The organism is Kocuria sp. CPCC 204721 (assembly GCF_040980945.1).
Taxonomy (GTDB): Bacteria; Actinomycetota; Actinomycetes; order Actinomycetales; family Micrococcaceae; genus Kocuria; species Kocuria marina.
The window spans coordinates 1-538 of record NZ_JAVKPO010000067.1; the positions used below are offsets into that span (position 1 = coordinate 1).

The window sequence follows — 538 nt, forward strand, 5'->3', positions numbered from 1 at the left end:
CCTATGAAGATTCTCGCAAGGACATAAATATAAGTATCAGCAATCAGTCAGTATGGGACGCGCTGTTGCTTGTAAACACCACTTTCAAGACAAATTTCATTATCCGCGGCAGGACAGTCACGATAGGCACTACGTCAAATAATATAGACCATGTGTTCAGTTGTGGCATAGGCCGTGGGTTGTTGTCGATAACTCGCACTTCCGACACCAATCAGAAAGTAATAACCCGTTTGCGTGCTTTTGGTAACACTACCAATGTGCCAACAAACTACTACAAATACCTGTGCATGAAAATAATGCGAGAGTATGTAGTTCCGACGGATATTGAGCTATTATTTTTTGAGTATAATAATGTAATAAAGATAACATTACACGACAAATGGGCACAAGACGGATTGTCATATAGTTGTAATGTTAAGAAAGCTCCTCGAAATGAGGATATGATGCAGTTTGACAGATATGCGAACCCGACACTTTCGATAACCTACGATGGAAACAAAGTGGTATATGCCACCGTATTCGCATCAGAGAACGATGG

1 protein-coding gene is annotated in these 538 nt (G+C 40.7%); it reads left to right on the top strand.

The genetic code is table 11. From position 1 onward, the window contains the following. Positions 1-257: 257 nt before the first annotated feature. Positions 258-538 (top strand): hypothetical protein (locus RF637_RS13885; RefSeq protein ID WP_368845136.1); only part of this gene is annotated, 281 nt, incomplete at its 3' end.